The organism is Brevundimonas vitisensis, from assembly GCF_016656965.1.
GTDB lineage: Bacteria > Pseudomonadota > Alphaproteobacteria > Caulobacterales > Caulobacteraceae > Brevundimonas > Brevundimonas vitisensis.
In genome coordinates this window covers 2,411,074-2,435,315 of record NZ_CP067977.1, presented here as the reverse complement: position 1 = coordinate 2,435,315, position 24,242 = coordinate 2,411,074, and the positions used below count along the sequence as shown (strand labels likewise).

Sequence of the window (24,242 nt, the reverse complement as noted above, 5' to 3'; positions counted from 1 at the left end):
GACCCCCATGACCCAGGTTCAATCCACCGTCCTCAACCCGCAAGAGCTGATCGCCTTCACGATCGGCGAGCAGGAATTCTGCGTCGACATCCGGTCCGTCCGCGAAATCCGCGGCTGGACCCCCGCGACCTCCCTGCCCCAGTCACCCGCCTATGTCCGGGGTGTGATCAACCTGCGCGGCGCGGTCCTGCCCATCGTCGATCTCAGCTGCCGCCTTGGCCTTGGATCGGTCGAGCCTTCGGCGCGGCACGTCATCATTGTCGCGCGGGTGGGCATGCGCACGGTTGGCCTGCTGGTGGAGGCGGTGTCCGACATTCTGACCGTGTCCGACGAGGCCATTCAGCCCACGCCCGATATCGCCTGCGAGGTCGTGCGCGGCTTCGTGAAGGGCGTGATCCCGGTCGATGGCCGCATGATCAGCCTGATCGCCCTGGATGGGCTGCTCCCCGAAGTGGCGGTGGAGGAAGCGGCATGAGCGCCTTGCGCAAGGCCTCTCTGGTCGACGGCGAGTTCTCCTTCACCCAGGACGACTTCCGCATCATCGCGGACACCCTCTATGCGGCATCCGGCATCGCCCTGCCGCCGAGCAAGGCGACCCTGGTCTATTCGCGTCTGGGCAAGCGGCTGAGGGCTTTGGGCCTGAGCTGTTTCCGCGACTATTGCGCCGTGCTGGATGGTCCGGACGGTGAACAGGAGCGATCGGCCCTTCTGAGCGCGCTCACGACCAATGTGACGCGCTTCTTCCGCGAGCCGCACCACTTCGACGCCTTGCGCGATCAGTTCCGCCGCCACCTGGGGCCGCTGGCGGCGTCCGGCGGACGGGTCCGGCTGTGGTCCGCCGGCTGCTCGCTCGGGCACGAGCCCTATTCGATCGCCATGACGGTCCTGTCCGAACTGCCGAACGCTGCGGATCTGGACGTTCGCATTCTGGCGACAGACATCGACCCGCAGGTCATCGAGACGGCCAAACAGGGACGGTATTCTGAGGACGATCTCAGCCCGGTGCCCGCCGAGATGGCCGCCCGCGGCATCAGCCGGGCCCGAGGCCAGATGGCCTTGACCGACGACGTCCGTCGCCTCGTGCGGTTCGGCGTTCTGAATCTGCACGAGACCTGGCCCATGAAAGGGCCGTTCGACGTCATCTTCTGCCGGAACGTCGCCATCTACTTCGATGACCAGACCCAGAAGCGCCTGTGGTCGCGCTTCGGCCAGGCGCTGACGCCTCGCGGTCAGCTCTACATCGGCCATTCCGAGCGCGCCGAAGCGCCGGAGCTTCAGCCCGACGGCCTGACGATCTATCGGCGGAGGTCAGCATGAGGCGTCATCGCGTCGTCATCGTGGACGACTCTCCAACGATGCGCGCCATCATTCGCGTGGCCCTAGAGCGGCGTGCCGATCTGGAAGTCGTGGGCGAGGCGGGCGATCCCCTGGAGGCCCGAACCTGCATTCGCGAGACCCGGCCTGACGTCATCACCCTGGACGTCGAAATGCCGAACATGAACGGTCTGGAGTTTCTGGATCGGCTGATGCGCCTGCATCCCCTGCCGGTCGTCATGGTCTCGACCCTGACGCAGGCGGGTGCCGAGGCGTCGCTGTCTGCGCTAGAGCTGGGGGCCGTGGATTGCGTCGGCAAGCCGACCGGCGCCGACGATGGCAGCTTCGACACCCTCGCCCAGGTGGTGGTTCAGGCGGCTGGCGCACGGGTGTCGCCTCGCGTGCCGGCCCCGGCCCCCACCCCGGAACCGAAATACCAGCCGGGCGACCGCATGGTTGCCGTAGGGGCCTCGACGGGCGGAGTCGAGGCGTTGATGACCGTGCTGGGCGGCTTTCCCGAGCAGTGCCCTCCCACGGTGGTCACTCAGCACATGCCCGCCAATTTCACGACCAGTTTCGCTGGTCGCCTGGATCGGCATTGCGCGCCCCGTGTGGCCGAAGCCCAGGACGGCGACATCCTGCGGCCCGGCCATATCTATCTGGCCCCGGGCGGTGCCCGGCATCTGACCGTCCATCGACGGGCCGGGCAATTGGTGGCCCGGTTGGTCGAAGGCGATCTGGTCAGTGGGCACAGACCGTCCGTCGATGCCCTGTTCAATTCCGTGGCCAATGCCGCCGGGCCCGACAGTATCGGCGTCATACTGACAGGGATGGGAAGCGACGGCGCAGCCGGCCTGCTGGCGATCCGCCAGGCCGGAGGCATCACGATCGGACAGGACGAGGCCACCTCGGTGATCTTCGGCATGCCCCGCATCGCCGCCGAAATCGGAGCGGTCGAACGCCAGCTGCCTCTTCATCGCATCGCCCGGGCAGCCCTGTCCGCCAGCCGTACCCCAGTCAGAAGGAACGCATAATGCCGGCCGCCGCTGCGATCAAAGTCATGATCATCGATGATCAGCAGACCATGCGTTCGCTGGTGAGGAACGGTCTGCGCGAGATCGGCATGACCGACATCCGTGAAGCCTCCGATGGCGAAGAGGGCCTGCGTCAACTGCTCGGCAGTCCGGTGAATCTCGTCATCTCGGACTACAACATGCCCAAGCTGGATGGACTGACGCTGTTGCGGGCCGTGCGGGCCGCGCCGCAGCTGAAGTCGATGGGGTTCATCATGCTGACCGGGCGCGCCGACGGCGATCTGGTCAAGCGCGCCGTCCAGTTCGGCGTGAACAACTATCTGGTCAAGCCCTTCACCGTGGCGACGCTGCGGATGAAGATCGAAGACGTCTATGGGCCGCTGACGTGATGGCAGGACCTGGACCAGGGCCCGGCGAGCGACGCATTCATGTCGTCCAGGGCCGCCATGAAGTCAGCAGCGATGCCCAGGTCTGCCTGACCACCATTCTGGGCAGCTGCGTGTCGGCCTGTCTTTGGGACCCTGTGGCCGGGGTGGGTGGCATGAACCACTTTCTGCTTCCCCAGGCACCCGATGGTGCCTCGGGTGACCGCCGCTATGGCGTGCAGGCCATGGAACTTCTGATCAACGGTCTGCTGAAGCACGGGGCTCGACGCGACCGCATCCAGGCCAAGGTTTTCGGCGGCGCCAGGATGACCACCGGCGGCACGGATATCGGCGGCAAGAATGGCGTGTTCGCCAGAAAATTCCTGTCCGACGAGGGCATTCCGGTGGTGGCGGTCAGCCTGGGCGGCGATTCGGCACGGCGTATCCAGTTCTGGCCCGCCTCAGGTCGCGCCCGGCAGTACGTCGTGGACGGCGGTGCCGTTGCCGCCTTCGAGCGTCCTTCGCCCCCCGCCGCGCCCGCCAACGTCGGCGAACTGGAGCTGTTCTGATGACCGAGATGTCGCGTCTATTGACCGCCATGCGCGACGAGCTGGGCGACTGGGCGGCGGCGTCCGAGCGGCTGGAGCATGTCATCGGCGATGTCCTGGTGGGCCGCAGGCTGACCGAGGTCGAGATCGAGGCCGTTCAGGCCCTGGACGGCCTCAGCCAGCACCTGCGGCAGCTGTCTCTGCTTTGCGGCGACATCAGTGGGGCCTCGGTCGATCATCAGGAGACGGCGGATCATATCCGTGCGGCGGTGGCTCGCCTTAATCTCAGTGGTCTGGGACGCAGGCTGGCCGGCCTGCCGCCCGTGCCCATGGCCTCGGCGGGTTCTGGCGAAGCGGAACTCTGGTGATGGAGGCGGACCCCCACATAGACGGCAGTGCCCGCCTCGACTTTCGCGAGGCACGGGTCCTCTGTGCCGATGCGAACTCCCAGGGGCTCGATATCCTGGGCCAGATGTTGATCGGCTTCGGCATCCAGCACATCACGCGGGTGCAGACGGCTGAGGAGTTCAAGGACTGCCTGTCACGGACCAAGTTCGACCTGATCCTTCTGGAGGGCGGGCTGAACGGCAACGGCTATGAGCTGGTGACCTGGTTGCGGCGCAGCCGGTTGGAGCCGAACCGCTATGCGCCCGTCGTCATGATCGCCGGACACCCTCCACGAACCCAGGTGGAGCAGGCCCGCGATTGCGGAGCCAGCTTCGTCGTCGTCAAGCCGATCAGCGCGACCACCCTCTTGGCCCGGATCATGTGGGTGGGTCGGAGCGGCCGGTTGTTTGTCGAGGCTGACAACTTTGTGGGACCGGACCGGCGGTTCAAAAACGAGGGCGTCCCAGCAGGTCAGACGGGCCGCCGACGCAGCGACCTGTCCGGCGAGGTCGGAGAGGCCGTGGACCCGAACATGTCCCAATCGGAGATCGACAGTTTGCTCAAGCCTCAGAAGATGTCGCTATGACCTCGGTGATCATCCGGCGCGTTACCAACAACCTCGAGCGGATGGTCCGCAGCCGCGATGGCGTTCGTGTCAGCGAGGCCCTGGCCGCCGCACAGTCCAATCTTGAGACGATTGAGGAAATCTGCGTCCAGGAACTGGATCGTCGTCTCGCGCCGCTCGCCCAATTTGCCCGCGACCATCCCATCAGACGTCCACCGGACAGCGTTCTGGAGCAGGTGAGCCAAGACGCCAGCGCAGCACTCACCGCCTGCAGCGGCCTCAACCGCCCGATGCTGGGAAAGGCCCTGCTGATGCTCTGCGCCATGGCCGACGCCCTGTCCCATACACGCTACTGGCCCGACGGTGCCTTGGGTCCAGCCATCGCCACCATAGGGTTGTTACGCTCTGGCCAGTTGCCGGATCCGGTCGCCGAAGACCTAATCTCGGAGTTGCAGCGGTGTCTCGTCTGCTATGTTCAGCATGCTGATGAGGCGCTTCAGCGGCGAAGCGACTAAGATCGAGTCCGTTCCGCGATCAATGCTATATCTTGAGACCACCGAATGACCTATGGTGGTGATCAAAGAGGCGACGCAAGAGTCGCCCGAGGTCGGAAACGAGCCATGGGCCAATCGACTGATCCCCGCGGAGCGCGGGGTGATCCGCGCTCCCTTGAACGACGCGAGTCGGAGTTGGAGGCCCTGCGCGGCATCTTCGGCCTGGCGATGCATCTCAACGAACGGATGTACGCGGCTCTGGGGCACAAGCGCGACCAGTTCGACATCTATGCCCTCAGCACCCTGGCGCGCCGGGGTCCCATGAAACAGAGCGAGCTGGCGATCGGCATCGGCAAGTCGTCGGTGTTCGTGACCCGCATGGTCGATCATCTTGAAAAAGACGGTCTCGTGGAGCGGGGCCAGCATCAGTTCGATCGCAGGATCAATGTCATTCGGCTGACTAGCGAGGGCAAACAGGCCTACGAGCGAATGAAAGCCAGTGCGGAAGCGTTGGCCAGGGACCTGTTCATACAGACCCCGGACGAACGACTGGACCTTCTGATCGCCAATATGCGGCGAATGAGCACGAGAATGGGCTTTTCGCTGAACGCCGGACCGTGGCCGGACGAACCCCAGATCCCGTCCTAAGGCGACGCTTCCAGGTCCGATGCTCTAACGCTTCTTGCCCAGTTCGGCGGCGATGTCCTTGACCATGCGGCCCGCCTTGCGATGCGCGGTGGTGATCTGTTCGCGGGTCACCCCCCAGCGCTTCATCCAGTATTCGACGGCCTGCCGTTCGGACAGGTCCAGGCGGTCCTTGTCGATGAAGCCGCGCTTGTCCTTGAGGCCCGCCATATGTCGTCTCCGCGATAAGGCGGCATCGTCGCCGGGCGGACGCCAAAGCTCAAGGGTGAAACGCCCCGGGCCATCGCGTCTCCGATCGATGGCGCGATAGGGAATCTGAAGCCCGCCGGACTGGACGCGCGATGCCGGACACCGCAATACGGACCCGCTGAAACCAAGGAGGCCCCATGTCCGGTTCGTTCCCCGCCCCCTCGCGTGAGACGTGGCAGGCCGAAGCCCGCCGCGCCTTGAAGGGAGCCGAACCTTCCAGTCTGGACCGGATCGACGCCGATGGTCTGCGGGTATCGGCCCTCTATGCTGCCGATGACGGGGTTCTGCCCGTGATCGCGCCGCGGGCCGGCGATGCCGATGGTCGGGCCTGGGATCTGCGGACCCTTGTCGAAGGCGATGATCCGACCCTGGTCAATGCGGCCGTGCTGACCGATCTGGAAGGCGGCGCCGCCTCAGTCCTTCTGTCGGGTGCGGTCCTGGCCGATCCCGAGCCTCTGGGAGAGGCGCTGGCGGGTGTCGCACTGGAACTGGCACCGGTCGCGCTGGATGCGGGACTGGACGGGCCGGATGCCGCCAATGCTCTGGCGGTGGTCGCCAAGGGATCGCCGCGCGCCCGGCTTCGCTTGCACATGGATCCGATCAGCGCCTTTGCCGAAGCAGGCACCTCGCCGCGTCCGATCGCCGATCATCTGACCCTGGCCGCCAACACGGCCGCCCGCCATGCGGGGGCCTATCCGGAGGCGACCTTCTTCCTGGCTTCGGGCCGGGTCGTGCACGAGGCGGGTGGATCGGCGGCACAGGAGCTGGGCTTCGCCGCTGCGGCAGCTGTGGCCTATGTCTCGGCGGGAATCACGGCCGGGCTGAGCCCTGAGCGCGCCTTGGCCGGCACGGTCCTGTCGGTCTCGGTCGATGCAGAATACTTCGATGCCCTGGCCAAGGTCCGCGCCCTGCGGCTGATCTGGCGGTCGATCAGCCGGGCCTTCGGCGCGGAATCCCCCGCCGCGATCGAGGCCCGGTCGTCGCGCCGGATGCTCAGTGCGCGCGATCCCTGGCCCAATCTGTTGCGGCTCACTGCCGCCGGGTTCGCAGGAGCGGTCGGCGGAGCGGACACAGTGGTTCTGGACGGCTTCACCCGGGCCGTGGGACGCCCCGACGCCTTTGCCCGCAGACAGGCCCGCAATACCCAGCTCGTCCTGATGGAGGAGGCGCACCTGGGCCGGGTCGATGATCCCGCCGCCGGATCCTGGTTCCTGGATGCCCGCACGCGCGACCTGGCCCAGGCGGGATGGTCGGCGTTCCAGACGGTTCAGGCTGAAGGCGGAGTGCTGGCGGCCTTGGAGGCCGGAACCATCCAGACACGCGTCGATGAGGCCCGCAGCGCGCTGGAAGCGGCCTATCGCGATGGCGCAAAGCAGATCGTTGGCGTGACGAAATACGTCGATCCGGACGTCCGCCCCGCACCGGTGGAGGTGTCTGCCGCGACGCAGCCGGCAGATCGTGGAAGCCGCACCTTCGCGGCCCTGCGTCCCATCCGCCTGTCCGAACCCTTCGAGATGGAGACCTCGGCATGAGCCTCCCCGATTTCGCCCGTATCGACCTGGATCTGACCGGCACCGCGGCGGGCACCAGCACGGATCGCGCTCCCTGGCCGACGCCGGAGGGGATCGCTGTCGCTGCGGCCTATGGGCCAGACGCACTTCACGGCCTGGACGCCATCCACGGCCTGCCCGGTATCGCGCCCTATCTGCGTGGTCCCTATCCGACCATGTATGCGGGCAATCCCTGGACCATCCGCCAATACGCGGGTTTCTCGACCGCCGAGGCTTCCAACGCCTTCTATCGACGCAACCTTGCGGCTGGGCAGAAGGGGCTGTCGATCGCCTTCGATCTGGCCACCCACCGGGGATACGACTCTGACCACCCGCGCGTGGCCGGGGATGTCGGCATGGCGGGTGTTGCGATCGATTCCATCCTGGACATGCGGACCCTGTTCGACGGCATTCCGCTGGACCAGATGAGCGTGTCGATGACCATGAACGGCGCGGTGCTGCCGATCCTGGCCCTCTATGTCGTCGCGGCCGAGGAACAGGGGGTGCCACACGCCGCCCTGACCGGGACCATCCAGAACGACATCCTCAAGGAGTTCATGGTCCGCAACACCTACATCTATCCGCCCGCGCCCTCGATGCGGATCATCGCCGACATCTTCGCCTGGACGGCGCAGGAGACGCCGAAGTTCAACTCCATCTCGATTTCCGGCTACCATATGCAGGAGGCCGGGGCCTCGGCTGACATCGAGCTGGCCTACACCCTGGCCGACGGCCTGGAGTACATCCGGGCGGGCGTGGCGGCAGGCATGGACGTGGACCGGTTCGCCCCGCGCCTCAGCTTCTTCTGGGCCATCGGCATGAACTATTTCATGGAGGTGGCCAAGCTGCGCGCCGGTCGCCTTCTGTGGGCCGAGGCGGTTCAGAAGCAGTTTGAGCCGAAGGACCCCCGGTCGCTGTCCCTGCGGGCCCACTGCCAGACCTCGGGCTGGTCGCTGGCGGCCCAGGACGTGTTCAACAATGTGCCTCGCACCATGGTCGAGGCCATGGCGGCGGCGGGCGGCCAGACCCAGTCCCTGCACACCAATGCCCTGGATGAAGCCTTGGCCCTGCCCACCGACTTCTCGGCCCGGATCGCTCGAAACACCCAGATCCTGCTTCAGGCCGAGACGGGCCTGACCCGCACGATCGACCCGTGGGGCGGCAGTTTCTATGTCGAGCGCCTGACCCACGAGCTGGCCACCCGCGCCCGGGCCCTGATGGCAGAGGTCGAGGGACTGGGCGGCATGGCCAAGGCGATCGAGGCCGGGATTCCCAAGCTGCGGATCGAGGAATCGGCGGCTCGCACCCAGGCCCGGATCGACACGGGCCAACAGACCGTGGTGGGCGTGAACCGCTATCTGAGCGACACGCCCGACGACATCCCGATGCTGAAAGTGGACAATGCCGAGGTGCGCGCCCGCCAGATCGAAAAGCTGCAACGGCTGCGCGCAGAGCGGGATGAGGCCGCCACGCAGGCGGCCCTGACCGCCCTGACCGAAGGGGCGCGCGGCAGCGAAAATCTGCTTGAACTGTCCGTCCGCGCCGCGCGGGCCCATGCCACGGTGGGCGAGATTTCGGACGCCCTGGAGGCTGCATTCGGGCGTCATGTCGCGACGGTCCAGACCGTGCGGGGTGTCTATGCCAAGGAAGCGGGCACCGATCCCAAGGTCGCCAGAGCCCGCGACATGGTCGCCGCCTTCGTCGAGAATGAAGGCGGCCCGCCGCGTATCCTGATCGCCAAACTGGGCCAGGACGGCCACGACCGGGGCCAGAAGGTGATCGCCACCGCCTATGGCGACCTGGGGATCGAGGCCACGGCCGGGGCGCTGTTCCAGACCCCGGCAGAGGCGGCGCGCGATGCGGTGGCGGCCAATGCCCATGCCGTGGGCGCCTCATCCCTGGCGGCTGGTCACCTGACTCTGGTGCCCGAGCTGAAAGCGGAACTGAAGCGCCTGGGGCGGCCTGACATCCTGATCGTGGTCGGCGGCGTCATCCCGCCGGGCGACGTGCAGCCCCTGCTCGATATGGGGGCCGCCGCCGTCTATCCGCCCGGCTCGGTTGTTGCGGACACCGCCATCGACCTGATCGAACGGCTGAACCAGCGCCTCGGCTACGCCCAGAAGAAATAGCCGCTTCAGGGACGCAGGCGGGGAGCCAGTGCAGCCACCTCGGCCTCGGTGAGTTTCCGCTGAACCTCGCCGCGGCAGGGGCCCTGATAGCGACCACCGGTGCCCAGGCCCGACAGGGCAATGCTGACCGTGTCTCCCACACAGACGTTGACGCTGGACCCGCCGAACGGGGTGACAGACACGGAATTGGCCGAAGATAAATCCTGGCAGTACCCCGCCACCTGAACCTCAAACACCTCGCTGCGCGAGCTGCGGACATACAGGGTCGTGTCGCTGGCGCGAAAATTCTGCAGGCTGGGTGCCAGGAAACACGCCCGCTGCGCACGCGGCACCGCCTCTGCGTCCGGCTGGGTGGTGGGCGCGCAGCCGGCCATTGCGCCCAGCAGGGCCATGGCAGGGATGAGGATCGCAAGGCGCATCGGAAACTCCTGAACAGGATCAACCAGCCTCGAACGTGGCCGGGATACGGTCGTTGCACAAGAGAGGTCGCGCCTTCGCCGACCCATCACGGTCAGGACGTCAGACGCAGGGGGTCCACCCTCCGAGCCAGATCGCGCGGCAAGGGCGAGGGTCGATCGGCCACCATGGCCGCCACATGCTCGGCCAGCAGCGGGGCCGCGCAGAAACCTCGCGATCCCAGCCCCCCCAGAACGAAAAGCCCCTCCCGACCCGGCACGGCACCGGCCAAGGGAAGGCGATCGGGGGTCGCGGCGCGGATGGCGGCGCGCCGTGCGGTTGGACCTCCAGCGTCGATTTCTGCAGCCCACAGCGGAAATCGCCGTGCCAGGGTCGCCCGGTTGGTCTCGGATGCAGCGTCGCTAACGACGGGATCCGTCTGACCCCGCTCGTGGGTCGCGCCGAACAAAAGGCCCGTGCCGGTCGGCACCGCATAGCCGCCCCAGGCGACCGGGACGGCCGCCCTCCCCTCAGCCCAGTCCGCCTGGCCCCGCACGGGTGACAGGCCAAGCTCCGGCGTCAGGGCGTCAACGCCCCACCCGGCCGCCAGCACCACAGCATCGAACGTCAGCTCAGCAGACTGGCCCGCGACCGCAATGGCCCACCGCCCGTCCCGCTGCGTCAGCCCGGTCACCGTTTCGGTCAGACGCTCGATCCCCGACAGCCAGTCGGCCAGGATCGTCTCCGGCCGGACCGCCATGGCTCCAGCCATCCAAAGGGCTCCCGTCTCGACCGGCAGGCCCAGTCGATCCGAGGCCTCGCTCGCCTTCACGACCTCCATGGCGTGGACCGGCCAGATGGGCTGAGCCGCCACCTTTGCGAATCGCCCCTCATCCCGTGGCGACTGTTCCAGCTGCAGCACGCCCTCCTCGATCACGGCATCGGGGATGCGCCGATAGAGCGCCGTCGCGCGCGCCAGGGCCTGTGCGTAAAGGGCCGCGATACCGCCATCACCGGCATCCATCCGGGGCGTGACAAGGGCCGCGGGAAAGCCCGATGCCCCAGCCCCCGGTCGCTCAGCCTCGAGCAGGGTGACCCGCGCGCCGTCCGCCGTCAGGGCACGCGCCATGGCAGCCCCGGCGATGCCGCCGCCGATCACAGCGACATGGGGCGCGGGGGGCTGCGCCACGGGGGAACCCAGGCGGGCCTCCAGCCGCTCGCGCTTTCGGCCGTGGCCAGGCCGCTTCTCGACGGCGAAGCCCCGGTCGGCCAAGCCCCGGCGAACGACCCCTGCGACAGTGAAGGTCGCCACCCTCGCCCCCGGTGCGGACCGGGCCGCGATCGCGTCGAAGACGGTCGGCGACCACATGCCCGGATTGGTCGAGGGCGCAAATCCATCCAGAAACCAGGCGTCAGCCTGGCCCATCCACTGGTCCAGGGCCCACTCCACCGGCCCGATCGCAAGATCGAGCGCGGCGCCCAGTTCGGGCAGGTCCAGCCGGTGAAAGCCCGGCACCAGGTCGGGCCAGCGGTCCAGCAGGGCGCGCGCCGTATCAGCGACTTCGGGAAAGGCGGCCAGGGCGCGCGCTGCTTCTTCCCGGCTCAGCGGAAAGGCCTCGACCGAGAACAGGTTCAGCCGCCCCCCGGCCGGGCGATGCCGACGCCAGAGGTCCAGCACGGCCACGATGTTGAGCGCGGTGCCGAAGCCCAGTTCGGCGATCGTGAAGGTGCGCCGATCGGCCCAGGCCTGCGGCAGGTCGCATCCCTGCAGAAAGACGGCGCGGCTCTCGGCCAGCCCGTCCTCGCGCGAGAAATAGACATCGTCGAAGCGGCCGGACCTTGGGGCCCCTTCCTCCGTCCAGATCAGGCGTGGAGAAGCGTCGTGAGGATCGTCGGAGTCCGGGCCGGGCAGCATCGCCGATCTATAGCCGTTCCTGATGCAGCGGCATGAAAAAAGGGGCCGCGACTGCGACCCCTTTCCTCCAGGACGGACCGGGGCCCGTCATGATGTCTGGTTGCGGCTTAGTGAGCCGGAGCCGGAGCCGGGGTCGCGGCCGGAGCCATCGCACCTTCGGCCGGGGCCGGGGTCATGGCAGCGGTCTCGGCAGCAGCCGTGGCCTCGCCCGCAGCAGCGGCGGCGTCGGTGGCGGCGGCATCGGCCGTCGTGGCGGCTTCCATCGCGGTGTCGGCAGCAGCCGTGGCGTCGGCAGCGGCGTCTTCGGCCTTGTCTTCAGCGGCCGGTTGGCAGGCAGCCAGGGCCAGAGCGGCGGCCGAAGCGACGATCAGAGCAGTGATACGCATTGGGTGTTTCCTTCCCGAGGTTCACGCGAGGACGTTGCCCCGCAATGGGGAGGTAACGACCGTCTGCGACGCTTCGCAAGCGAATTCTCACGGGTTCGTGATCCTTTGCCCTGCGTTTGCGACCGGCTCTGACCGTCTTGATCAGACCCCTATTGGGCGGGAGCCATCTTGTCCTCGGCGGGAGCCATCGCCCCCTCGGCCGGGGCCATCTTGTCGGCGGCGGGAGCCATGGCATCGTCAGCCGGAGCCATCGCGCCCTCGGTCGCCGGGGCCATGGCCCCTTCGGCGGGAGCCATCGCACCTTCGGCGGCCATTGCGCCTTCGGTCGATTCGGACGGGGTATCCGCCGCGGGCTGGCAGGCGGCGACGCCCAGGGTGGCGACGCCGGCAATGGCGACGAGCAGTGTGCGAATGGTCATGGGTAGCCCCTGTGATTGATGCGGCCTGTCGCCGCCGATATTCGGGGCGAACAGCCCCCTCGGACATACGCCAGGGGTCGATCAGAGGTTACAGCCGGTAGGCCAGGCCTCGGCTCAAGTAGCGCGACCGCGCGGTAGCCAAAAAAACGTGACTCAGGCAGCGCGACCGCGCGATAGCCAGGAAATCAAGCTTCGGCGGGGGCGTTGGTCAGGGTCTCTTCCATCTCGGCGAACGAGGGCTGTGCGCCCGACGGGATATCGCCGCGACCGATCTCGATCGAGATCTGGGCCGCATTTCCGTGCAGATGGGCGACCAGGACCGACTGGATGATCTTGTAGAAAGCATGATCGCCGTCGACGATCTCCTTCAGCCGCGCAGCGAAGGGCCCCACCATCCCATAGGCCAGGAACACGCCCAGGAAGGTGCCCACCAGCGCCCCACCGATCATGCCGCCCAGAACTTCCGGCGGCTCGGTAATCGAACCCATGGTCTTGATGACCCCCAGAACGGCCGCGACAATGCCGAGGGCGGGCAGGCCGTCAGCCATGGTCTGCAACGCATGGGCCCCGGCCTGTGCCTCGTGGTGGTGCTTTTCCAGCTGCTTGTCCATGGCGTCCTCGATCTGGTGAGGATCCTCCAGGTTCATCGTCATCATCCGCAGGGTGTCGCAGATGAAGTCGATGGCAAAATGGTCCTTCATGATCCGCGGATACTTCTGGAAGATCGCGGACTCGGCGGGCTTTTCGATATGGCTTTCCAGGGCGATCACGCCCTTGGACTTCATCGTCTTGGTCAGCTGGAACAGCAGCGACAGCAGGTCGACATAGTCCTTCTTTTTCCACTTGTTGCCGGCAAAGACCTTGCCGAAACCGCCCAGCGTGGCCTTGATCGTGGACACGCTGTTGCCGATCATGAAGGCGGCGACGCCGGCCCCCAGAATGGCCATCAGCTCATAGGGCAGGGAGTGGAGGATCACCTCCATCTTGCCACCGGCCAGGATGTAGCTGCCGAAGACCATGCCGAACAGCAGGACGATGCCGATGATCTGGAACATGGAAGACGGTTATCCGCAGGCGTGAAGAAGAGACCCGCAGCATCGCCGTTAATCATTAAGGGCGGGTTGCCGATCGCTTTGCCGCCGTTGAATGCCCGCTCAAACGCATCCGGGCCGGCTGACATATGATGTCAGCCGGCCCGGCTTCAGGCTTGCACTTTCGAGCAACGGCCGTTGCGATGCCGCCCCCGCAAATCCTGTGGGATCAGTTGCTTTCGGCCTCGTCGTCGGTCGCGATCACGACCCCACCCGCGAAAACCGCTCCACCCACGATTACGACCGGCGTCGGCACACCGAACATGCTGCCATAGGGTGACGGAGGGTTCGGCGTCCATTCGAAGTACCCCGGGCCCTCACCATAGGTGCCGATCAGCTTGCCCGAGCTGTCATAGACACGACCGTTCGAACGACCATCTCCCAAATCGTTCAGAAGTTCCTTTCTGGCACCAGGCGGCAGTTCTGTTTGCGGAAGCCCGGGGTCCTGATTTGCTTCGGCGCGATCGTCGATGACGATGCGGTCACGGATCGAGGCCTTGGCCGCCACAGTACCGGCCTCGGCATGGACCTCTTCACGGTCGGCAGACTTCGCCGCCGCGACGTTTGCACGCCCGGCCAGAGCCTGTCCGGCGACCAGCACGCCAATGGCTGCGGCGGCAATGGCGAACTTGGTTGCTGTTTGATTCACGGTATCCCCCCCCTCGAATCTGAGATGTCACCGTTAGATAAGATTTTGGGGAACTGCAACGCTGGGAACGCTGCCGCTAGTGATTAGTGCGGCCGTGTGTCGGGAGCATCATGGACGGGTTTGATCCAACGAAAATCCGAAGGCGGACGGACCGCCAAAACGCCTTTAACGATCCGTCGCCAAACGCAGCGCCGTGGGGACGGCAGGGGCTGCTGACGGCTTAGAGCCGCGTCGTGCCGTTCAGGATCGCGGTGCGCGCCGTGGCCGTCAGCTTGGTGTAGCCGGTCTTGCCGCCCCGGACATAGATCGGGCCGTCCACCCGCTCCGGGTCGAAACCGTCGGCGACCAGATCGCTCTTCTTGTATTTGAAGGTGCCGGTCGTATCGGCGCTCTTGATCAGCCGCACAAACACCGGACGCGCATAGAAGGGCAGTTCGGCGTCGACCCAATCACAAAAGGCCTGGGGTGCAAACTTGCCGTCGACGACCAGGGCCACCATCCCGGCCTTGCCCTCATAGCCCGGCACCGGCACGCCATAGGCGATGACTTCCTGAACGCCCGGCGCATCGGCCAGCCGCTGCTGCACCTCGGAGGTCGAGACGTTCTCGCTCTTCCAGCGGAAGGTGTCGCCGACCCGGTCGATGAAGTAGAAATAGCCCTCGCGATCCTGACGCATCAGGTCGCCGGTTCGGAACCAGCGATCGCCCGGCTGGAAGACGTCGGTGATGATCTTCTTCTCTGACGCAGCCTTGTCGGCATAGCCGGAGAAATCGTGGCGGATGTCGTTGCCGATCAGGCCGATCGCCTCACCGATCTGGCCGACGCCGGTCAGCCGGCACAGTCCATCGGGCCCCCGCACCGGCATCTCGGTCTCGACGTCGAACTGCACCAGGCGGATGTTGACCTTGGATTTGACGAACCAGGGCACCCGACCGATCGAGCCCGGCTTTCCGTCGAAATTGAACACCGAGACATTGCCCTCGGTCGAGCCGTAGAATTCCAGGATGTCGGGAATGGCGAACCGCTTCTGGAAATCATCCCAGACATCGGGCCGCAGCCCGTTGCCATAGGCCAGGCGCAGCTTGTGCCCCCGCTCGTCCGGGTTCTCGGGCGTATTGACCAGATAGCGGCACAACTCGCCGATATAGACGAACAGGGTCGCACCCGTCGCCTTCACGTCCGGCCAGAAGGCCTGGGCCGAAAACTTCTTCCTCAGGACCAGACGCCCGCCGTTAAGCAATGCCGGACCGATGCCGACCAGCCCGCCGGTCGAGTGATACAGAGGCAGGGTGTTGAAGGTGACGTCCTTGTCCGTCGCCGCGGTCGCTCCGGCGAAGGCGCGCATATAGGTCCGCGCGCGCGAATGCGGCACACGCGCCGCCTTGGGCAGGCCGGTGGTGCCCGAGGTATAGATGAACAGGGCCGTCGACCGGTTGGTGAGGCCATCGCGCAGATTACGGGGCGGTCGCACGGTGGAGGCCCCGCGCACAGGCTTGTCCAGCCCGCGCCGGTCGCTGGTCTCGTCCGCGTCCGCCAGCCCCAGGACCCAAAGCATCAGGTTGCGGCCAACGTGGGGACGCGCCGCCTCAACCGCATGCCAGCAATCGCTATCGACGATGACCTGCGATGCCCCTGAAATGGACAGGCAATGGGCCAGGGCGTGGCCGGTCAGGTTGGTGTTGATCAGGGCCGTCGCCACCCCGACCTTCGAAAAGCCGATCCAGGCGGCCAGGTATTCGACCCGGTTCAGCATCACCATGGCCACGGTGTCGCCGCGCTTCAGATTGCGTCCGCGAGCCCAATGGCCGAACCGGTTCGCCAGGGCGTCGAACTCGCGATAGGTCAGGCTGCGGGTGTCGTCCTCGACGGCGATGTGATCGGCAAAGCGATCGACCGCCTCTTCGATATCGTCGCAAAGCAGCACGGGACTATCGAGCGTGATCGGCTTGATACGCCCGAACAGACGGCACAGTCCCCCGACGAACTTCAGGTCGCGGCGGATGTTCGCAACCAGACCCATGGCGACTTCAGCTCCTTGAACGACGGCGAGAAGATTGTCCGCTTCCGGTGATGGCCAACCGTGACGCGCGGGTCAACCGCAAGGGGAATTCGCACGGTGATCGCACACCGGTTTATGGCGGGGCGTGGCGCTTGTGCCCCTGTGACGCAAGGGAAAGGCGGATCACACACCCCAGTGAAGTCGAAACGCACTTCGGAATAGCAGTGACGCTGTCGTCAGGCTGTCCAATCTGAACTCGTCTGCGCCACACTTGTGTTCTTACTGGTGTTTCTTCGCGACATTGCGTGAAATCCGGAACGGACCTGAACCTTATGCTGTTCTTCTACCATCGTTATGGAGAGACATCATGACCGTCACTTATACGGATGACTTGAAGCACACTGAGACGCGCCCGGATCGTGCCGAGCAGGTTTTCACCCCCGTTTATGCGCGCAGCAAGTCGCGCCGCACCAAGCCGTTCAAGACATGGATGATACTGGCCCCCGTCGGAGCCCTGGTGTTGGGCGGTTCGGCTATCGCCATGATGATGGCACCACCGTCGACAGGACGCTTGGCGGAGGCCGAGCCGGCAGGCGAGGCCATGACCATGCCCCTGTCGGCCCCGCTGGCCACCATCCCTGAACCTGTGGCCATGACGCCTGCGGCCGTCGAGGCCCCTGCGCCGGCCGCGGCACCTGTTGCCCGCGCCGAACCGGCTCCGGCTATGCGGCGTTCCGCCAGCCCCTCGGCGGCGAGGCCTGTCGCGGCACCGGAACCGGTGAGCGCCGAACCCATGGGCCCGCGCCCCTACAGCAGTGAAACGTCGGCCACTGCCGAACCCGCCGCCCCGGCCATCACGCCTGCGGCTCCGAACATTTCGGTCCAACCTCTGGCCTGATCGATACGCCAGAATGAAGGAGGCTCCGGATACGCTCCGGAGCCTCTTTCGCATCACTGACTGGGCGACACCCGCCAGATGACATTGCCCACGTCGTCCGCCACCAGCAGGGCTCCAAGGCGATCAAACTGAACGCCGACCGGACGGCCCATGGCCTCGCCCTTTTCGTTGAGAAAGCCGGTCAGGACATCGCGGGGCATACCGCTGGGCATTCCGTCCGCGAAGGGGACAAAGATCACGCGATAACCGACGCGCGGATCACGGTTCCAGGAGCCATGCTGGCCGACGAAAGCGCCGTTCGCAAAGCCGGATCCAAGAAGGGACCCTTCCGCAAATGTCAGTCCGAGGGACGCGGTGTGGGCCCCCAGCGCATAATCCGGCCGCATCGCTTTGGCCACCATGTCGGGACGGGCGGGCTTCACGCGCTCATCGACCGTCTCGCCGAAATAGCTCCAGGGCCAACCGTAGAAGCCCCCAGGCGCGACCGAGGTCATATAATCCGGCACCAGATCCGGCCCCAGTTCGTCCCGCTCGTTCACGGCCACCCACAGACGACCCGATTCCGCGTTCCAATCCATGCCGACCGGATTTCTGAGGCCCGAGGCATAGACCCGGCGCGCTCCGGTCGCGGGATCGATCTCCAGGATGGCCGCGCGATCGACTTCTTCATCCAGGCCGTTTTCACCAATGTTGGAGTTGGACCCGACCCCCACGTAAAGTCGGCTGCCGTCCGGGCTGGCTACAAGGCTCTTGGTCCAGTGGTGATTGCGTCCGGCCGGCAGGTCGGCGACCTTGACGGCCTGTGCCGTGATGCGAGTCTGGCCGGCCTGATAGGGAAAGGCCACCACGGCATCGGCATTGGCCACAAACAGTCGGTCTCCCACCAGAGCCATGCCGAACGGGGACGTCAGATTCTCCAGGAAGGCCGTTTTCGTTTCCGCCACGCCGTCTCCATCGGCATCGCGCAACAGGGTGATGCGGTCCGCGCTGGGCACGGTCGCCCCGGCCCGCCCCATGATCAGCCCCTGAATCCAGCCGCGGATGCCGCCCTTCTTGTCGTCAGGCTTGGGTGGCGCATTGGATTCGGCCACCAGGATGTCTCCATTCGGCAGGCGATACAGCCAGCGCGGATGGTCCAATCCCGTTGCAAAGGCCTGAACCCGAAAACCGGGCGCGGGCGTCGGCATGCGTCCGGCGGGCCAACCCACGGCCGGGGCGATCCGCACCTCGGGCAGCAGAGAGGATGAAGGCGGCGGCAGCTGCGGATTGGGTCCAAAACCCGCCTCCGGCGGAAGCGACTGCGGGCCTCCGCAGGCCGCCAGCACGAGGCCGAGCGCCAGGGTCGAAACAGCAGCCAGTCGCTTCATGGTCGGGTCCTATTGTGCGGCCGTGGCCGGGAATTCCAGGCGGCTGACGTCGTATCCCAGAGCCTGGGCACGGGCGACGAGGGCGGCCAGCTCGCGTTCCGACGGCACTTCGCGCGTATAGATGAACAGCTTCTCGAAGGTCGGATCGGCCGAAATGAACCAGCTGTAGTCATCGGCCCGGTCCAGCACCCAGTACTCCCAGGTCACGAAGCCCGCCAGATAGCGAACCCGCATCTTGGCATTGGTGCCGGGATCGACGATCTCGCCGCGCCCGCCGATCGCCTTTTCCCGCCCGTCAGGCGTGCCGACCTGACAGGTGTCAAGGACATCGACACGCGTCGGATTGACCAGGACGTAGTTGGAGGCACCGGCCACGCAGCCGTCCGTGATCGACATCGGGAGACGCGCGATCTCCAGCCAGCGCCCGCTGTACAACCGCTCGGCATCGATCGGCTTCAGCGGCTGCGGCGCTCGGTATTCGGACGGGGACGGGGCCGTGACGCAGCCGGCGACAAGGGCGCTGGCAAGGGCAACGGCAGCGAGAGGACGCACAGACATGGGGGTGAGCTCCGACAGGGCCAAAACGGCAATGCCTCAGATACGGCACAGGTTCCCGCCGGACGCGTTCAACCCGCGATCAGTTTCTTGGGCGGCCGGATCCGGCGATAGCGCGCCTCGACAAAGGCGAAGGCCCCAAAGGCCATCAGTCCGATCGCCGTCACGCCTAACAGCCACGAACCGGCCGGTAGAGCTTCCATCGCGTCCAGACCACCGCCGAAGCTGGTGACGTCCGAAGCTCGGGCATGAACGCCAGCCAGGATGACAAAGCCGGCCAGCGGCAGATAGGCCAGGCCGCGCGCCACATAACCTGCACGCGCCACCGGCGTGACCCGCTCGCAGATTTCGGTTGAACAGGCCAGGTCCTCGGCGAAATCGGCCGTGGCCCCCTTGATCATATTGCCCACGCCAACGGCCAGAATGATCAGTCCCGCCCCGATCAGCATCAGATCGCCGAATGGCAGGTCCAACAGCATGGCGGCTTTCTGCTGGTTCTCAGTCTCATCGTCGCGGGACGGTGTGCGACCGAACTCGTCCAGGATTTCAAACACACCGGCCGCCAGCAGACCATAGAAGACACCGCTCATGGCCTGGCCTGCCCTCAGCATCAGGGCCTTGGAATCGCGCCCTTCCCGATCCGCATCGAAGACCGCCTGGAGCACCCGCCACACGACGAAGGCCCACAGGCCAAGGCCCAGGAGGATCAGCCACACCCGGCCAAAAGGCTGCTCGGCCAGCATGGCGACCGCACCGCTGGAGCCCGTCGACTGACCGATCTGGTCGGTCGCAGCCAGGAACACGATCAGCCCGATGGACAGATAGACAAAGCCTCGCGCGCCATATCCGACCCGCGCCGCGCCCTCCAGCAGGTCATGCAGGGGTGGCACGCGCTTGAGTATGGGCAGACGTCTGCGCCCCTCGTCTCCCAGATCGGCCAGACGCGTGCGGATGGTTTTGATGAGGCTCGCCATGGGGCGACCAACGCCGAATGGGAAATAAGGCTCCGCTGGCGCTGTCGGCCTTGAGCCGGCTCGTGCGTCTTCCTACTTGGGTTCACCATCGGGAGGGCGCGCATGCATCCGGTTATCGCCATCGAAGGCCTGACCAAGACCTATAAGTCAGGGCTTCAAGCGCTGAAGCGCGTCGATCTGACCATTTCAAAAGGCGAAATCTTTGCCCTGCTTGGCCCGAATGGAGCCGGCAAGACGACGCTGATCTCCATCGTCTGCGGGATCGTGACCCCGACCACCGGGACGGTGGTCGCTGATGGTTTTGACAACCAGACTCACTATCGACAGGCGCGTGAACGCATCGGCCTGGTGCCCCAGGAACTGACCACCGACGCCTTTGAGACGGTTCTGGCCACGGTGACCTTCAGCCGCGGCCTGTTCGGCAAGGCCCCGAACCCGGCCTTCATCGAACAGACGCTGCGCGATCTCAGCCTCTGGGAAAAGCGCAACGACAAGATCATGACCCTGTCGGGCGGCATGAAGCGCCGCGTGATGATCGCCAAGGCCCTGAGCCACGAGCCCGACATCCTGTTTCTTGACGAGCCCACAGCCGGGGTCGACGTCGAACTGCGCCGGGACATGTGGAACCTGGTCCGCGCCCTGCGCGACCGGGGCGTCACCATCATCCTGACCACCCACTACATCGAAGAGGCCGAGGAGATGGCCGACCGTGTTGGGGTGATCCTCAAGGGCGAACTGATCCTGGTCGAGGAGAAGTCGGCCCTGATGAAGAAGCTGGGCAAAAAGACCCTGACCCTGAACCTGCAGGAACCGCTGGAGGCTCTGCCCGCCGAACTGGCCGAATGGGCCCTGACGTTGAAGGCGGACGGGGCAGAACTGGAATATGTCTTCGATTCCAACGCTGAAAAGACGGGCGTACCCTCCCTGCTGCGCCGCCTGTCGGACCTGGGGATCGCGTTCAAGGACCTGAACACCCGCCAGAGTTCGCTGGAGGACATCTTCGTCAGCCTGGTCCACCAGAATGGAAAGGCCGCGTGATGAGCTTCAACGGTTACGGCGTATGGGCCATCTATCGGTTCGAGATGGCGCGCGCCCTGCGCACGGTCTGGCAGTCGATCGTCACGCCCGTCATCACCACCGCGCTCTATTTCGTGGTGTTCGGCTCGGCCATCGGATCGGCCATGACCGAGATCGACGGCATCCCGTACGGGGCCTTCATCGTGCCGGGACTGATCATGCTCAGCCTGTTCACCCAGTCGATCTTCAACGCCAGTTTCGGCATCTACTTCCCGAAATTTACCGGCACCATCTATGAGCTGCTAAGCGCACCGGTCTCGCCGTTCGAGATCGTGCTGGCCTATGTGGGAGCAGCGGCGACCAAATCGGCGATCCTGGGCCTGATCATCCTGGCCACGGCCGCTTTCTTCGTGCCGTTGCAGATCCTGCATCCCTTCTGGATGCTGGCCTTCCTGATCCTGATCTCGGTGACCTTCAGCCTGTTCGGCTTCATCATCGGCATCTGGGCCAATGGGTTCGAGCAGTTGCAGATGATCCCCATGCTGGTCGTGACGCCTCTGACCTTCCTGGGCGGGTCTTTCTATTCGATCGACATGCTGCCCGACGCCTGGCGGACGGTGACCCTGTTCAACCCGGTCGTCTATCTGATCTCGGGCTTCCGCTGGGCCTTCTACGGAACGTCGGACGTGGGCATTGGCGTCAGCCTGGCGGCGACGCTGGGCTTTTTCTTCATCTGCCTGGCGATCGTGACCTGGATGTTCCGCACCGGATATCGGCTGAAGTCCTGATCCATAGGCGGGGGGCCACGAAACCGCCCCGGTCGCGGAACAGTCTGGCGGCTCTTCGCTTATCCTGAAGCGCGCTGCCCGTTGCAGCGCGGGAGTGTTCATGTCCACCGACGCCCCCCAGCCCTTCCGCCGCCAGGTTCAGTGGTCCAGCCTGCCCAAGCCGGTGTTCCGCGCTGGCCCCCTGCCCAGCGGCGGGACCCTTCCGCCTTTGCCTGAGTTGCCAAAGCCGTTGCCGCCACAGGCCGCGGCGACCCGGCCCGTCGCACCTCGCCCAGCGGGGGGCGGCATATTGAACGGTTCGCTGATCCCCCAGGCTCCCCGGCCGCGTCCTCAGGCTCAGCCGGCCGCCCCGGTTCCCGCCGTATTCCGGGCCCAGCCGCCAGCGCTGCCCGCCGAGCAAAAGCCCGAGCGCGCACCGGTCCCGCCCCCGTCGATGCATGACATGACCGTGCGGGCCCTGCCTGAACCCGATGCAGCAGAAGTCGCGGCACCGGAGGCACCGCAGCCGATCCGCCCGGTCAGCGCTGCGGCGTCCGAAAAGTCCCGGCGGACCTCACGCCTTCCGCTGATGGTCGGGGCCGGACTGGCCGCTTCGGTTGCCGTCGTCGCAGGGGTCTGGACCCTGACCCGGAATGAGGATGCGCCCAGCACGACTGCCCCGGCGGAAGCAAGGGTTGAGGCTCCTGCCCCGCCCGCGCCTGTCCGTGTGGATGCCGTCGTCGAGCGCCAGGCCCCCGTCGCCGAGACCACGGTGCCGGTGGAGGCCGCCTCGCAGCCGGTCCGTGAAGCGCCAGCGGTCTCGAGCGTGCAACCGGCCCGGCGCACCACCCCCGCGCCGGTGCCGTCAGAGGCGACCCCGTCTCCGGTCGTTGCGGTACCGCAGATCGACACGGCTCCGTTGATCGAACCGGCCCCGGTTCCCGCCGGTCCAGCGCCGACGACCGCCGAACGTCCCACCAGCGACCCCGACGCGCCGGTGCTGACGCGGCCCCAGCCCCTGGACTGACGCCGTCTCTATTTCATGGTCAGATAGCCGCGCTCGACCATGCGGCGCAGGGCTTCATAGGCTTCGGCCAGTTCCTCATAGGCGGTGCGTTGCGCTGTCAGGCGGGCGGTCTGATCCGGCGTGACGGGCGATCCGGACTCGGCCAGGCGCAGGGCCTCTGCTGCCCATTTGGCGCGGGCCGTGGCGGTCAGCACGGCCAGTTTCTGGAAACTGGCGGTGTCCGCCTGGGCCAGCATATGGCCGATGACTTCCCGGTTCGAGACGAAGGCGGTGTAGTCGATCTGTTCCATCAGGCCGCGCAGGCGGCGCTGTTCGTGGGGATCGTTATCCTGCGGCTCGAAATGGTCGCGCTGGCGGCGGTAGCTGCTGGTCTGGATGGTCGACATCGTGCGTCTCCCGGAGGGAAGACATCAGGCTGCGCCCGTTCGATTAACGCAGGGTTTCAGCGGGGCTTCAGCACCATGACCGTCGAGGTACCGTGGGCCAGCAGACGCCCACCCGTGTCACGCACCGTCGCCTCCGTCGTGATGATCTGCCGGCCGGCATTGATGACGCGGCCCTCGCACCGCACGCGGCCGGTATCCACCAGGATCGGTCGGGTAAGGTTGCCCGTGGTGGATAGGGTCGTGTAGCCGACCCCGGCGGGCAGGGTGGAGTGCGCCGCACAGGCCGTGGCGCTGTCAATGAGGGCCAGGGCCCAGCCCCCGTGGACCGTTCCGGCGGGGTTCAGCAGATGCGGCCCCGTCTGCCCCTCGAATACGGCCATGCCGTCACCGACCTCGACCAGTCCATAGGTCAGCGTCAGGCCCATGGCGACCGGCGGCAGACGGCCCTCGATGATCGCCTGAAGCAGGTCACGCCCGGACAAGGTTCCAAAGGCCTCGGCCGCCGTGTTCGGATGGAATTCAGCGGAAATTGCAGCTCACTCCCGACCAAAGGGCCGTGATTTTTGCCTGCGGCCCCGGCCCGTCCAGGATGCCGTAAAGCTGCCCGGCGGCGAATTCCTGGCCCAGGGTGGTCTCGCTGACCGTCACGCCAGCATAGACGTCTTCCATTTCGGCTCGGGTCGAGCCGACGCCGATGCCGCTCATGGTGGTGGGACCGGCGGCATTGACGGCCCAACCCGCGAACGCGTCATTCTGGAAATAGGCGGTCAGGCCGTCCGACCACCCGACATAGACCAGGGGTCCGGCCCCGCACTCGCTGTTCAACCCCTGCTGAGCCGGGGCCCCGCGGCCAGCGGTCAGGGCTTCGTTCGCCGCCTTGGCGGGCTGGCCGAAGGCAATGAGGAGGGTGGAACCGGTCGGGGAGACCAGACGAAGACCCTCGGCGTCCAAGGCAGTGGGCGTCGTGGTCGCCGAGGTCGGTGTCTCCGTCGAAGGCGTCGCTGGCTCGGTCGTCGTTTCGGCCGGTGCATCCGCCGGCGGCGGCGGCGACTCTCCACAGGCACCGAGAGCCAGCACAACAGCGATCGCAAGCATGGGGCGCAGATGAGTCATGCG

At 66.2% G+C, this 24,242-nt stretch carries 29 protein-coding genes; 15 read left to right on the top strand and 14 right to left on the bottom strand.

What is annotated here, in order from left to right:
- Positions 1–7 precede the first annotated feature (7 nt).
- From JIP62_RS12405 to JIP62_RS12365, 9 genes are all read left to right on the top strand, one after another.
- Entirely contained in the window at positions 8–475 is a 468-nt protein-coding gene (locus JIP62_RS12405; RefSeq protein ID WP_201102476.1) for a chemotaxis protein CheW, read from the top strand.
- Positions 472–1,317 carry a CheR family methyltransferase gene (locus JIP62_RS12400; protein WP_201102475.1) on the top strand — a complete coding sequence of 282 codons (846 nt, stop codon included), beginning with the start codon at positions 472–474 and terminating at the stop codon, positions 1,315–1,317. Before JIP62_RS12405 ends, JIP62_RS12400 begins: the two co-directional genes overlap by 4 nt.
- The gene (locus JIP62_RS12395) at positions 1,314–2,348 is read left to right on the top strand and encodes a protein-glutamate methylesterase/protein-glutamine glutaminase (RefSeq protein WP_201102474.1); all 1,035 of its coding nucleotides are present in this window, start codon (positions 1,314–1,316) and stop codon (positions 2,346–2,348) included. Before JIP62_RS12400 ends, JIP62_RS12395 begins: the two co-directional genes overlap by 4 nt.
- On the top strand, positions 2,348–2,737 hold the full coding sequence (locus JIP62_RS12390) for a response regulator (RefSeq protein WP_201102473.1): 390 nt from the start codon (positions 2,348–2,350) through the stop codon (positions 2,735–2,737). The genes JIP62_RS12395 and JIP62_RS12390 overlap by 1 nt, the downstream gene beginning before the upstream one ends.
- Entirely contained in the window at positions 2,737–3,282 is a 546-nt protein-coding gene (locus JIP62_RS12385; RefSeq protein ID WP_201102472.1) for a chemotaxis protein CheD, read from the top strand. Before JIP62_RS12390 ends, JIP62_RS12385 begins: the two co-directional genes overlap by 1 nt.
- Positions 3,282–3,629 (top strand): hypothetical protein, encoded by a 348-nt coding sequence (locus JIP62_RS12380; RefSeq protein ID WP_201102471.1) that lies wholly within the window; start codon positions 3,282–3,284, stop codon positions 3,627–3,629. The genes JIP62_RS12385 and JIP62_RS12380 overlap by 1 nt, the downstream gene beginning before the upstream one ends.
- Positions 3,629–4,234, top strand: coding sequence for a response regulator (locus tag JIP62_RS12375; RefSeq protein ID WP_201102470.1), 606 nt, complete (start codon positions 3,629–3,631; stop codon positions 4,232–4,234). The genes JIP62_RS12380 and JIP62_RS12375 overlap by 1 nt, the downstream gene beginning before the upstream one ends.
- The gene (locus tag JIP62_RS12370; protein WP_201102469.1) at positions 4,231–4,728 is read left to right on the top strand and encodes a hypothetical protein; all 498 of its coding nucleotides are present in this window, start codon (positions 4,231–4,233) and stop codon (positions 4,726–4,728) included. The genes JIP62_RS12375 and JIP62_RS12370 overlap by 4 nt, the downstream gene beginning before the upstream one ends.
- A gap of 105 nt (positions 4,729–4,833) precedes the next feature.
- The gene (locus JIP62_RS12365) at positions 4,834–5,355 is read left to right on the top strand and encodes a MarR family winged helix-turn-helix transcriptional regulator (protein WP_201102468.1); all 522 of its coding nucleotides are present in this window, start codon (positions 4,834–4,836) and stop codon (positions 5,353–5,355) included.
- Positions 5,356–5,379: 24 nt separating this feature from the next.
- On the opposite strand, the gene JIP62_RS12360 is transcribed toward JIP62_RS12365, so the two are convergent.
- Positions 5,380–5,562, bottom strand: a complete 183-nt coding sequence (locus JIP62_RS12360; protein ID WP_201102467.1) for a DUF3606 domain-containing protein — start codon at positions 5,560–5,562, stop codon at positions 5,380–5,382.
- 176 nt (positions 5,563–5,738) lie between these two features.
- Between JIP62_RS12360 and JIP62_RS12355 the strand changes: the two genes are divergently transcribed.
- A complete protein-coding gene (locus tag JIP62_RS12355) occupies positions 5,739–7,133 on the top strand; it encodes a methylmalonyl-CoA mutase family protein (protein WP_201102466.1) in 1,395 nt (464 codons plus the stop codon).
- A complete protein-coding gene (gene scpA, locus JIP62_RS12350) occupies positions 7,130–9,280 on the top strand; it encodes a methylmalonyl-CoA mutase (protein WP_201102465.1) in 2,151 nt (716 codons plus the stop codon). Before JIP62_RS12355 ends, scpA begins: the two co-directional genes overlap by 4 nt.
- A gap of 5 nt (positions 9,281–9,285) precedes the next feature.
- Here scpA and JIP62_RS12345 read toward each other — a convergent pair whose 3' ends face one another.
- The 7 genes from JIP62_RS12345 to JIP62_RS12315 all read right to left on the bottom strand — a co-directional run bounded on the left by JIP62_RS12345 (position 9,286) and on the right by JIP62_RS12315 (position 16,156).
- Positions 9,286–9,699, bottom strand: a complete 414-nt coding sequence (locus tag JIP62_RS12345; protein ID WP_201102464.1) for a DUF6491 family protein — start codon at positions 9,697–9,699, stop codon at positions 9,286–9,288.
- Between the two features lie 92 nt (positions 9,700–9,791).
- Complete coding sequence (gene mnmC, locus JIP62_RS12340; protein WP_201102463.1) at positions 9,792–11,591, bottom strand: FAD-dependent 5-carboxymethylaminomethyl-2-thiouridine(34) oxidoreductase MnmC; 1,800 nt, start codon at positions 11,589–11,591, stop codon at positions 9,792–9,794.
- 107 nt (positions 11,592–11,698) lie between these two features.
- Positions 11,699–11,977, bottom strand: a complete 279-nt coding sequence (locus JIP62_RS12335; protein WP_201102462.1) for a hypothetical protein — start codon at positions 11,975–11,977, stop codon at positions 11,699–11,701.
- A gap of 149 nt (positions 11,978–12,126) precedes the next feature.
- The gene (locus JIP62_RS12330) at positions 12,127–12,396 is read right to left on the bottom strand and encodes a hypothetical protein (RefSeq protein WP_201102461.1); all 270 of its coding nucleotides are present in this window, start codon (positions 12,394–12,396) and stop codon (positions 12,127–12,129) included.
- Positions 12,397–12,581: 185 nt separating this feature from the next.
- A complete protein-coding gene (gene motA, locus JIP62_RS12325; protein WP_201102460.1) occupies positions 12,582–13,451 on the bottom strand; it encodes a flagellar motor stator protein MotA in 870 nt (289 codons plus the stop codon).
- 205 nt (positions 13,452–13,656) lie between these two features.
- Positions 13,657–14,136: a hypothetical protein gene (locus tag JIP62_RS12320; RefSeq protein WP_201102459.1), complete on the bottom strand. Its 480-nt coding sequence runs from the start codon at positions 14,134–14,136 to the stop codon at positions 13,657–13,659.
- A 220-nt stretch (positions 14,137–14,356) separates the two neighbouring features.
- Entirely contained in the window at positions 14,357–16,156 is a 1,800-nt protein-coding gene (locus JIP62_RS12315; protein WP_201102458.1) for a long-chain-acyl-CoA synthetase, read from the bottom strand.
- A 346-nt stretch (positions 16,157–16,502) separates the two neighbouring features.
- Between JIP62_RS12315 and JIP62_RS12310 the strand changes: the two genes are divergently transcribed.
- Entirely contained in the window at positions 16,503–17,033 is a 531-nt protein-coding gene (locus JIP62_RS12310) for a hypothetical protein (RefSeq protein WP_201102457.1), read from the top strand.
- Positions 17,034–17,086: 53 nt separating this feature from the next.
- Here JIP62_RS12310 and JIP62_RS12305 read toward each other — a convergent pair whose 3' ends face one another.
- The 3 genes from JIP62_RS12305 to JIP62_RS12295 form a co-directional block, all read right to left on the bottom strand.
- Positions 17,087–18,400, bottom strand: a complete 1,314-nt coding sequence (locus tag JIP62_RS12305; RefSeq protein WP_201102456.1) for a PQQ-dependent sugar dehydrogenase — start codon at positions 18,398–18,400, stop codon at positions 17,087–17,089.
- 9 nt (positions 18,401–18,409) lie between these two features.
- Positions 18,410–18,958 (bottom strand): lipocalin family protein, encoded by a 549-nt coding sequence (locus tag JIP62_RS12300; RefSeq protein WP_201102455.1) that lies wholly within the window; start codon positions 18,956–18,958, stop codon positions 18,410–18,412.
- A gap of 68 nt (positions 18,959–19,026) precedes the next feature.
- Positions 19,027–19,929, bottom strand: a complete 903-nt coding sequence (locus JIP62_RS12295; protein WP_201102454.1) for a DUF1206 domain-containing protein — start codon at positions 19,927–19,929, stop codon at positions 19,027–19,029.
- A gap of 102 nt (positions 19,930–20,031) precedes the next feature.
- Between JIP62_RS12295 and JIP62_RS12290 the strand changes: the two genes are divergently transcribed.
- The 3 genes from JIP62_RS12290 (at position 20,032) to JIP62_RS12280 (ending at position 22,740) form a co-directional block, all read left to right on the top strand.
- A complete protein-coding gene (locus JIP62_RS12290) occupies positions 20,032–20,967 on the top strand; it encodes an ABC transporter ATP-binding protein (protein ID WP_201102453.1) in 936 nt (311 codons plus the stop codon).
- Positions 20,967–21,734: an ABC transporter permease gene (locus JIP62_RS12285; RefSeq protein ID WP_201104752.1), complete on the top strand. Its 768-nt coding sequence runs from the start codon at positions 20,967–20,969 to the stop codon at positions 21,732–21,734. Before JIP62_RS12290 ends, JIP62_RS12285 begins: the two co-directional genes overlap by 1 nt.
- A 100-nt stretch (positions 21,735–21,834) precedes the next feature.
- The gene (locus JIP62_RS12280) at positions 21,835–22,740 is read left to right on the top strand and encodes a hypothetical protein (protein ID WP_201102452.1); all 906 of its coding nucleotides are present in this window, start codon (positions 21,835–21,837) and stop codon (positions 22,738–22,740) included.
- Between the two features lie 8 nt (positions 22,741–22,748).
- On the opposite strand, the gene JIP62_RS12275 is transcribed toward JIP62_RS12280, so the two are convergent.
- The 3 genes from JIP62_RS12275 to JIP62_RS12265 are packed head-to-tail and all read right to left on the bottom strand — an operon-like array spanning position 22,749 to position 24,239.
- Positions 22,749–23,126, bottom strand: a complete 378-nt coding sequence (locus JIP62_RS12275) for a hypothetical protein (protein ID WP_201102451.1) — start codon at positions 23,124–23,126, stop codon at positions 22,749–22,751.
- Between the two features lie 56 nt (positions 23,127–23,182).
- Positions 23,183–23,608, bottom strand: a complete 426-nt coding sequence (locus tag JIP62_RS12270; protein ID WP_230974750.1) for a PaaI family thioesterase — start codon at positions 23,606–23,608, stop codon at positions 23,183–23,185.
- A 37-nt stretch (positions 23,609–23,645) separates the two neighbouring features.
- Complete coding sequence (locus JIP62_RS12265; protein ID WP_201102450.1) at positions 23,646–24,239, bottom strand: hypothetical protein; 594 nt, start codon at positions 24,237–24,239, stop codon at positions 23,646–23,648.
- Between the last annotated feature and the right edge of the window lie 3 nt (positions 24,240–24,242).